This is a genomic window from Clostridium sp. YIM B02555 (genome assembly GCF_022320955.1).
In the GTDB taxonomy this organism is placed as follows: Bacteria; Bacillota; Clostridia; order Clostridiales; family Clostridiaceae; genus Clostridium; species Clostridium saccharoperbutylacetonicum.
Genome location: NZ_JAKJJY010000037.1, coordinates 22,911 through 30,036 on the forward strand (window position 1 = coordinate 22,911; position 7,126 = coordinate 30,036).

General features: G+C 28.2%; 7 protein-coding genes. 4 read left to right on the top strand and 3 right to left on the bottom strand.

Features of this window, described 5'->3' with window-relative positions:
- Positions 1-58: 58 nt before the first annotated feature.
- The 4 genes from L3B98_RS27825 to L3B98_RS27840 all read left to right on the top strand — a co-directional run bounded on the left by L3B98_RS27825 (position 59) and on the right by L3B98_RS27840 (position 4,826).
- The gene (locus L3B98_RS27825; protein WP_238919081.1) at positions 59-1,495 is read left to right on the top strand and encodes a GH25 family lysozyme; all 1,437 of its coding nucleotides are present in this window, start codon (positions 59-61) and stop codon (positions 1,493-1,495) included.
- Positions 1,496-1,655: 160 nt separating this feature from the next.
- Positions 1,656-2,456: a VTT domain-containing protein gene (locus tag L3B98_RS27830; protein WP_238919082.1), complete on the top strand. Its 801-nt coding sequence runs from the start codon at positions 1,656-1,658 to the stop codon at positions 2,454-2,456.
- Positions 2,457-2,511: 55 nt separating this feature from the next.
- Entirely contained in the window at positions 2,512-3,303 is a 792-nt protein-coding gene (locus L3B98_RS27835; protein ID WP_238919083.1) for a ribonuclease H, read from the top strand.
- A 116-nt stretch (positions 3,304-3,419) separates the two neighbouring features.
- Entirely contained in the window at positions 3,420-4,826 is a 1,407-nt protein-coding gene (locus L3B98_RS27840) for an MATE family efflux transporter (RefSeq protein WP_238919084.1), read from the top strand.
- Between the two features lie 53 nt (positions 4,827-4,879).
- On the opposite strand, the gene L3B98_RS27845 is transcribed toward L3B98_RS27840, so the two are convergent.
- From L3B98_RS27845 to L3B98_RS27855, 3 genes are all read right to left on the bottom strand, one after another.
- Positions 4,880-5,194 (bottom strand): hypothetical protein, encoded by a 315-nt coding sequence (locus L3B98_RS27845; RefSeq protein ID WP_238919085.1) that lies wholly within the window; start codon positions 5,192-5,194, stop codon positions 4,880-4,882.
- 4 nt (positions 5,195-5,198) lie between these two features.
- Entirely contained in the window at positions 5,199-6,785 is a 1,587-nt protein-coding gene (locus L3B98_RS27850) for a glycosyltransferase family 39 protein (protein ID WP_238919086.1), read from the bottom strand.
- A 49-nt stretch (positions 6,786-6,834) separates the two neighbouring features.
- A partial coding sequence (locus L3B98_RS27855; protein WP_238919087.1) for a hypothetical protein occupies positions 6,835-7,126 on the bottom strand: 292 nt, incomplete at its 5' end.

Consider the following 7,126-nt stretch of genomic DNA (forward strand, 5'->3'; position numbering starts at 1 on the left):
GGGTTCGATAAATACAATTTATTATGAAATTACTAAAGAAAAAAGGAGAAGGATTCCTGTGAAAATGAAAAAGAAAATAACTATATTTGTTTTAGCTTTTGCAATTATGTTAAGTTTAGGACAAATGATAGGGGTACAAGCTGCAACTAGAGATTCTATGACAACTGTTACTCAAGCATCTAGTGCTATTCCTAATCCAGGAGTACCAGAAACTAAGCCAGAAGCCTTAAGTGTCATTTCGCAATATGTTACTAATAGTTCCAATAAGACTAATGTTATTAATATTACATCAACTATTGGTTGGAAAAGGGAAAATGGATATTGGTACTACTATAAATCTAATAATACAAGAGCAACTGGATGGATTAATCCAGATAATAATTGGTATTATTTAAATGGTGATGGTAAAATGGCAACAGGCTGGTTGAACTATAATGGAACATGGTATTATTTAAATGCATCAGGAAGTATGGTTTCAGGGTGGAAGCAATTAAATAATATTTGGTACTATTTAAATGCTTCTGGAGCTATGATAACTGGACTTAATAAAATAGATAATAAGATTTATATGTTTTATGGTAATGGTGCAATGGCTAAAAGCTGGGTACAGTTAAGTAATCATTGGTATTATTTTAATAGTAGCGGAAATATGAGCAGCGGATGGATTTCTGATAATGGGGCTTGGTACTATTTATATGATACAGGTGCTATGGCTAAAGGCTGGATAAATCTTGGTGATACATGGTATTATTTAAAAGATAGTGGTGCAATGGCAACAGGTTGGGTCAATGTTGGAACTGACTACTATTATTTAGATACTCGAACAGGAAAAATGCTTACCAATACTACTACAAACGATGGATTCAAACTTGGTCCTGATGGAAAAAAAATTGGACCAGGAAATCCAGGAACTATTCCAGGAAGTAAATATAAAGGTATTGATATTAGCCATTACAATGGAGATATAGATTTTGCAAAAGTGAAGTCGACTGGTATTCAATTTGTATACATAAAAGCTACTGAAGGAACGACTTATGTAGATAATTATTTAGGAACTTACTATAATGGAGCTAAAAGTGCAGGTTTAAAAACTGGGTTTTATCATTTTTTAGTTGGGACAAGCTCTCCTGAAACTCAAGCACAAAATTTTTATAATAAAATTAAAGATAAGCAAAATGACTTGAAACCTGTATTAGACGTTGAAAGTAGTGGGTTTGATGTTATGGATTATACAATTAGATTTATAAATGAATTTAAGAGATTAAGTAATATGGATGTGTGTATATATACATATTCTAATTTTATTAATAATTTAGACAACAGGTTATCTAAATATACTTTATGGGAAGCAAATTATTCTAAAGGAATATTTAATTTACCAGCAAATAATATTTGGAGTACTAGAGCAGGACATCAATATACAGATCAAGGGTATATTAATGGAATTAATGGTAATGTAGACTTAGATGTATTTACACAGGATATTCTAAGATAGTTTATTGTTATTAATTAAATCAAAGTATAAAATAATATAAGTTTGAAGAACCTAGAAAGCATTCAAAGCTTTACTAGGTTCTTTTTTTAGATTAAGATGATTGAAAGGGGATTAGTATAATTTTAAAAACATTAAATAAAGTTTGGAGGTGTTAGTATTAATGAAATCTTCAAAATATAAATTTCAAAAGATTATTCTGTTGATTACTATTTTAATTATTTTCTTTGGAAGTGTTATATACTTCTCATGGCCATTTCTTACAGCTTTTAGTAGTCCAGATAAAGCTAGAAAAATAATAAGTGGAGCAGGTGCATTTGCACCATTAATTTATATACTAATGCAGATTATTCAGGTTATTATAGCACCTATACCGGGCCAAGTAATTGGTTTAATAGGAGGAATTTTATTTGGACCAGTTTTAGGAGTTATTTATACAATAATAGGCTCAACTATTGGATTTACAATTATTTTTATCATAACTAGAAGATTAGGAAGACCATTTGTAAAGAGATTTGTTAGTGAAAAATTCTTAAATAAGTTTGATCATTTAACAAAGGAACAAGGACCATTAATATTTTTCTTAATATTTCTATTACCAGCATTTCCGGATGATATTATTTCTTTTATTGCTGGCTTAACTACAATTAAAATCTCTACGTTGGTTATCATCTCAATATTAGGAAGACTGCCTGGATATATAGTTTTGAGCATAACAGGCAATGGATTAGTTGAAGATTTAAATTTTTCTATATTTCTATTTGCAGTATTAGCTATATTTTCAATTCTTGCATGGTGGAAGCGAGTTTGGATACATAAATTTGTGAATCATACTAATCGGATTTTATTTATTAAAGAGCAATGGAAGATTTGGTGGAAAGGTATACTAATTTATGGAACAATACTTATTATTACGGTCTTTTTACTTTATGAATTTATTGTAGTTTTTAAAATTATAAAATAAATCATAAGGGGTTAATAATGGATAGACAAATTAAGAGAAACAAGAGGGTAGTTTTATGAAAATGATACTTTTTACAATGGAAATAATTGATGCTAAAGATGATAATTATAAAATTAAAATAAGTAGGGAGTTAGAATCTTCTCTTATAGAATTTAATCCAATTAAAAAGGAATTGCAGTTTTTAAGTGATAATATTCTAACAGATTATCTGAAAATTAATGAATATCAACTTAGAAAGATGCTTCACAACAAACGAAGGGATACATATTTTGTGGGATTTGCTGTTAAATTTGTTTTAAGTGATGGCAAAGATGTAGCAGCTTTTAATGATAGAAGTAAAATTCTAGTTTTAGATAAAAGGAATAATAATTACAAAAGTTATGCAATAGAGGAACATAAGGTTGATAAAAAAATTTATAAGATATTCACAGATGCTAGTTATCTTGAAAAAAAAGAATATGGTGGTTATGCTTTTATAATAGAAGATTTAGAAGGAAAATATAATTTATATACTGAAAAAGTAGATAAAATTGGCAGCTGTCAAGCTGAACTTGAAGCAGCAATAAAAGCTCTGAAAATATTAAAAGATATCAAAAGATTGAGAATAGTTACAGATAGTCAATATGTAAGAAAGGGGTTAACAGAATGGTTACCTATTTGGAAATTTAATGGCTTTAAAACCGTCAATGGAGAGCCACCAAAAAATATAGAAAAATGGCTTAGCTTTGATGAAGCCTGCAATGATAAATATATTGAATTTCAATGGGTAAAGGGGCATTCAGATCATTTTGAAAATTCCCTTTGTGATATGTATGCAAGGGAGGCAGCAAAAGAATTAAGTCGATAAATACAAAAAAATCAAGTTTTGAAGTGGACAAAATGGGGATGAAAGATATAGAATGTATAAGATACGAAAAATTATTTCCGTTACAAAGTTAAAAAATGATTTAAGGGGGAAGTTAAGTGGCTGGGACTAGAAATTTGACAAAAGGTAATCCTGCCAAGTTAATATTGTTATTTACAGTGCCATTATTAATAGGTAATATCTTTCAACAATTTTATAATATAGCTGATACGTTTATTGTTGGTCGTACTATAGGTATTAATGCTTTAGCAGCTGTTGGATGCACAGGAAGCATAATGTTTTTAATATTAGGATTTGCTCAAGGATTAACATCAGGACTTTCAATTATTACAGCTCAGAAATTTGGTGCTGGCGATAAAAAGGCGATAAAAGAAAGTTATTTTACAGGTATAGTAATAAGTATGATAGTGACAATAATTCTTACTACGATTAGTACTATTTTAGCTAGGCCTATATTAGTAGCAATGAATACACCTACAGAAATTATTGATGATGCTTATAATTTTGTGTTTATCATATTTCTTGGAATTATTGCATCGATGTTTTTTAATTTTTTCTCAAATATTATCAGAGCTTTAGGGGATAGTAAAACACCTTTAATTTACTTGATAATAGCTTGTATTTTAAATATTGTTTTAGAATTTGGTTTTATTCTAATATTTAAAATGGGGGTGAGCGGAGCTGCCCTTGCAACAGTTATTGCTCAAGGAGTTTCAGCTTTATTATGCATATGGTATATAAAAAGAAATTTACCAATACTTAAATTGAAAAAAAGTGATATAAAGTTATCAAAGGATGTTTTTTTAGAGCATGTAAGAATGTCTTTGCCAATGGGATTTCAAGCTTCTATAATAGCAATTGGTGCAATTGCAGTCCAATTTGCATTAAATAGCCTTGGAGCCGTATCTGTAGCAGCATATACTGCAGCTCAAAAAATTGACACTATTGCAATTCAACCGATGATGTCCTTTGGTATCACAATGGCTACATATACGGCACAAAATTATGGGGCAGAAAAATTTGAAAGAATAAAACAAGGGGTAAGAAAATGCATTTTTATTTCAGTGTCATTTAGTATTATTGTAGGACTTATAAATATATTTGCAGGACATATACTAACTGCAATTTTTGTTGGGTCTGACCAAACAGAAGTAATATCGTTATCTCAAGTTTACTTGACAGCAAATGGAATTTTTTACTTTATACTTTCACTACTTTTTATATATAGGTACACTCTTCAAGGGCTTGGTCAAAGCTTTATTCCAACAGTTGCAGGAATTATGGAGTTACTTATGAGAACCTTTGCTGCAATTATGCTAGCTAAGCCATTTGGTTTTTTAGGAGTATCTTTAGCAAGTCCTTTAGCATGGATTGGTGCTTGTATTCCACTTGCTGGTGCATATTATATTACGATGAGGAAAATTGATCATGAAAAATTGAAAAAAACCAATTATGAAGGTGATAACAATATAGAGGATTGTGGTTGCATTGATAAGCAACTATAGAAATATAAATGATATTATAATTTTTAGATAAAAAATAGATGGAGCTTATCCATCTATTTTTTTGTAGAAGATGATATATTATTTTGATGAGGTTCACCATGAATACTAAAATCTTCGTCAATGTTTGGAGAAACTGCATCAAATTCATTTGAATCAAAAGCTATGGAAGATTTATTTTTTATGTCAGGTTTATTATCAGTTTCTGGATTATCGTGGATTTCAGGAATTTCATCTATGCCAAAATCATCTTTTATATTAGAAGAATCAAAATTTATATTTTGAGCTGTAATTGCATTACAAGAAACTAAAAATGTAGAACTAATAATTAATAATGTGATTAGAATGAGGTAAAGTATTATTTTACGCATATATTTAAAGCACCTTTCTAAGTAACTGAGAGATTGATTGTTTGAAATTTCTAATTGAAATTAAGTCATAGGTATCTTTGAAGCCCATATAGGATAACACTATTAATAAAGGATATACTGGATAAATATATCTAGATTTAATTTCCCATAAAATATAAAAGCCTATGAAACCTAAGATTATTAAGCTTAAAAAAACTTCATTGAATTTTTTAGATTTCATTCCTAAGATTAATTTTATAAAGATGAAACAATACATTAGAAAATTCATTACATATAAAATCCAATTTAAACCACTTCTATATATTGAATCACCTTTAAATAATTCTGTTGCAAAAGTGGGATAGCTATATTGTTGATTAAATCTATTCATTTTGGGGTTAGAATCAGTGGCTGCGGAATTGCCAATACCAAAGCTCTCAATTTGATATGTTCCTTCAGTCCAAGTCCATAAAACTTTTTCGTAGTAAAACTTTGCTAAGTCAGTAAGAGATTTATTGGACAACTTTTTTTCTATTTCGTTCCTAAACAATTCTGAACTTTTTTCTTTATTATAATTAGCTTTTCTTTGATAAATATTATAACTTTTCATATTATCCCAATAGCCTAAAGTATCTTGATTTAGGCCCATATTTAGCCACATATATATTGGGGCTGAATTTTTGTTAATAGATCCACTGACAATATTATTTGACTTCAAGATAGCATCTTCAGTCAAAGCTGGAAGATTAAATAAAGCAAGTAGTATACAAAAAGCTGTTAATACTTTATTAATTCCAATTTCTTTTATATTTATAAGTATGTATATTAAGCCAGCAATTAGAAAAATTGCACCTATTCCTCTAAAATAGTTTCCTAATGATAAAAGAATTGAGGAAATTATAATATATTTAATTGATTTTTCTTTTGTAAACTTTATGATGCAATACACTGCCGAGGTAAGAAGTGTTGTTGCTATAATATCGTTGTATATATAATTGCACATAAGTAATGAAGGTATATACGTTGCTGCAAATATTAGCACACCATAATCATTACTTTTTGATTTGTAATTCAACTCTTTATATATTAAATAAATCATTAAAGATGTAATAAGAGTAAATAATATATTAAAAATTTTTATTATTAAATAGTTATTAGGAAAGATGGATAATAACGTTTCTAAGTATAAAACTGTAGAAAAGTTAAAAGGAAACATATAAAGATATCCTTTTGCTTGAAAGGCTGAATAATTATATTTATAAAGCATATTTAATGCTATTGATAGTACAGTTTTAGAATCAGCTTCGGGTAATTTTGTAAATAAAAATATAATTATAATTTGAATAGAAAAACTAAAGATAAGTATTACTGGAATTATAATTTTTTTACTAAACCTATTGAGTTTTAAAGTAAATTTATATAAAGCTATACTCAAAATAATTAGAATTACAGCAATTAAGAGAAAAATACCTATTTTTTGGTTTTGAAGGATAGGTTTATCACCATAGACAAAAGAATTATACTTTGCTCTAATAAAAAATGATGAACCTATAAAAAGACTAATAAAAGAAATAAGTATCATATATATTGTTTTTTTAGTTAAATCTAGCATATAAAAACTCCTTAGTCATTAAGTATAAAAACATAATAACTTTTTTATATTACAGTTTTGTTACAATATAATGACAGCTTGGCATAATTTTCGCACTAAAAAAATTATGCCAAGCTGTCATTAAAGAAAAAAATACAAGATCAATAACTAATACTATTTTATTATAGATATCCAAAGCAAGAATTAGACATATACGGAACTTACCGAAATTAAACACATATTTATTACAGCGGACTAATGAAATTTTCGCTGGATGGGTTTTAAGTGTAAGGTTGCACCCATTTCTGCATGTTCCTAAAGTAAATTTATGACAAGCAGAAAGTGGAACAACCCATAGAGGA

Bases quoted from the DNA above. Each gene is read 5' to 3' on its own strand.
- L3B98_RS27830 (WP_238919082.1), top strand. From the start codon at position 1,656: ATGAAATCTTCAAAATATAAATTTCAAAAGATTATTCTGTTGATTACT.
- L3B98_RS27835 (WP_238919083.1), top strand. From the start codon at position 2,512: ATGAAAATGATACTTTTTACAATGGAAATAATTGATGCTAAAGATGAT.
- L3B98_RS27845 (WP_238919085.1), bottom strand. From the start codon at position 5,194: ATGCGTAAAATAATACTTTACCTCATTCTAATCACATTATTAATTATT.
- L3B98_RS27850 (WP_238919086.1), bottom strand. From the start codon at position 6,785: ATGCTAGATTTAACTAAAAAAACAATATATATGATACTTATTTCTTTT.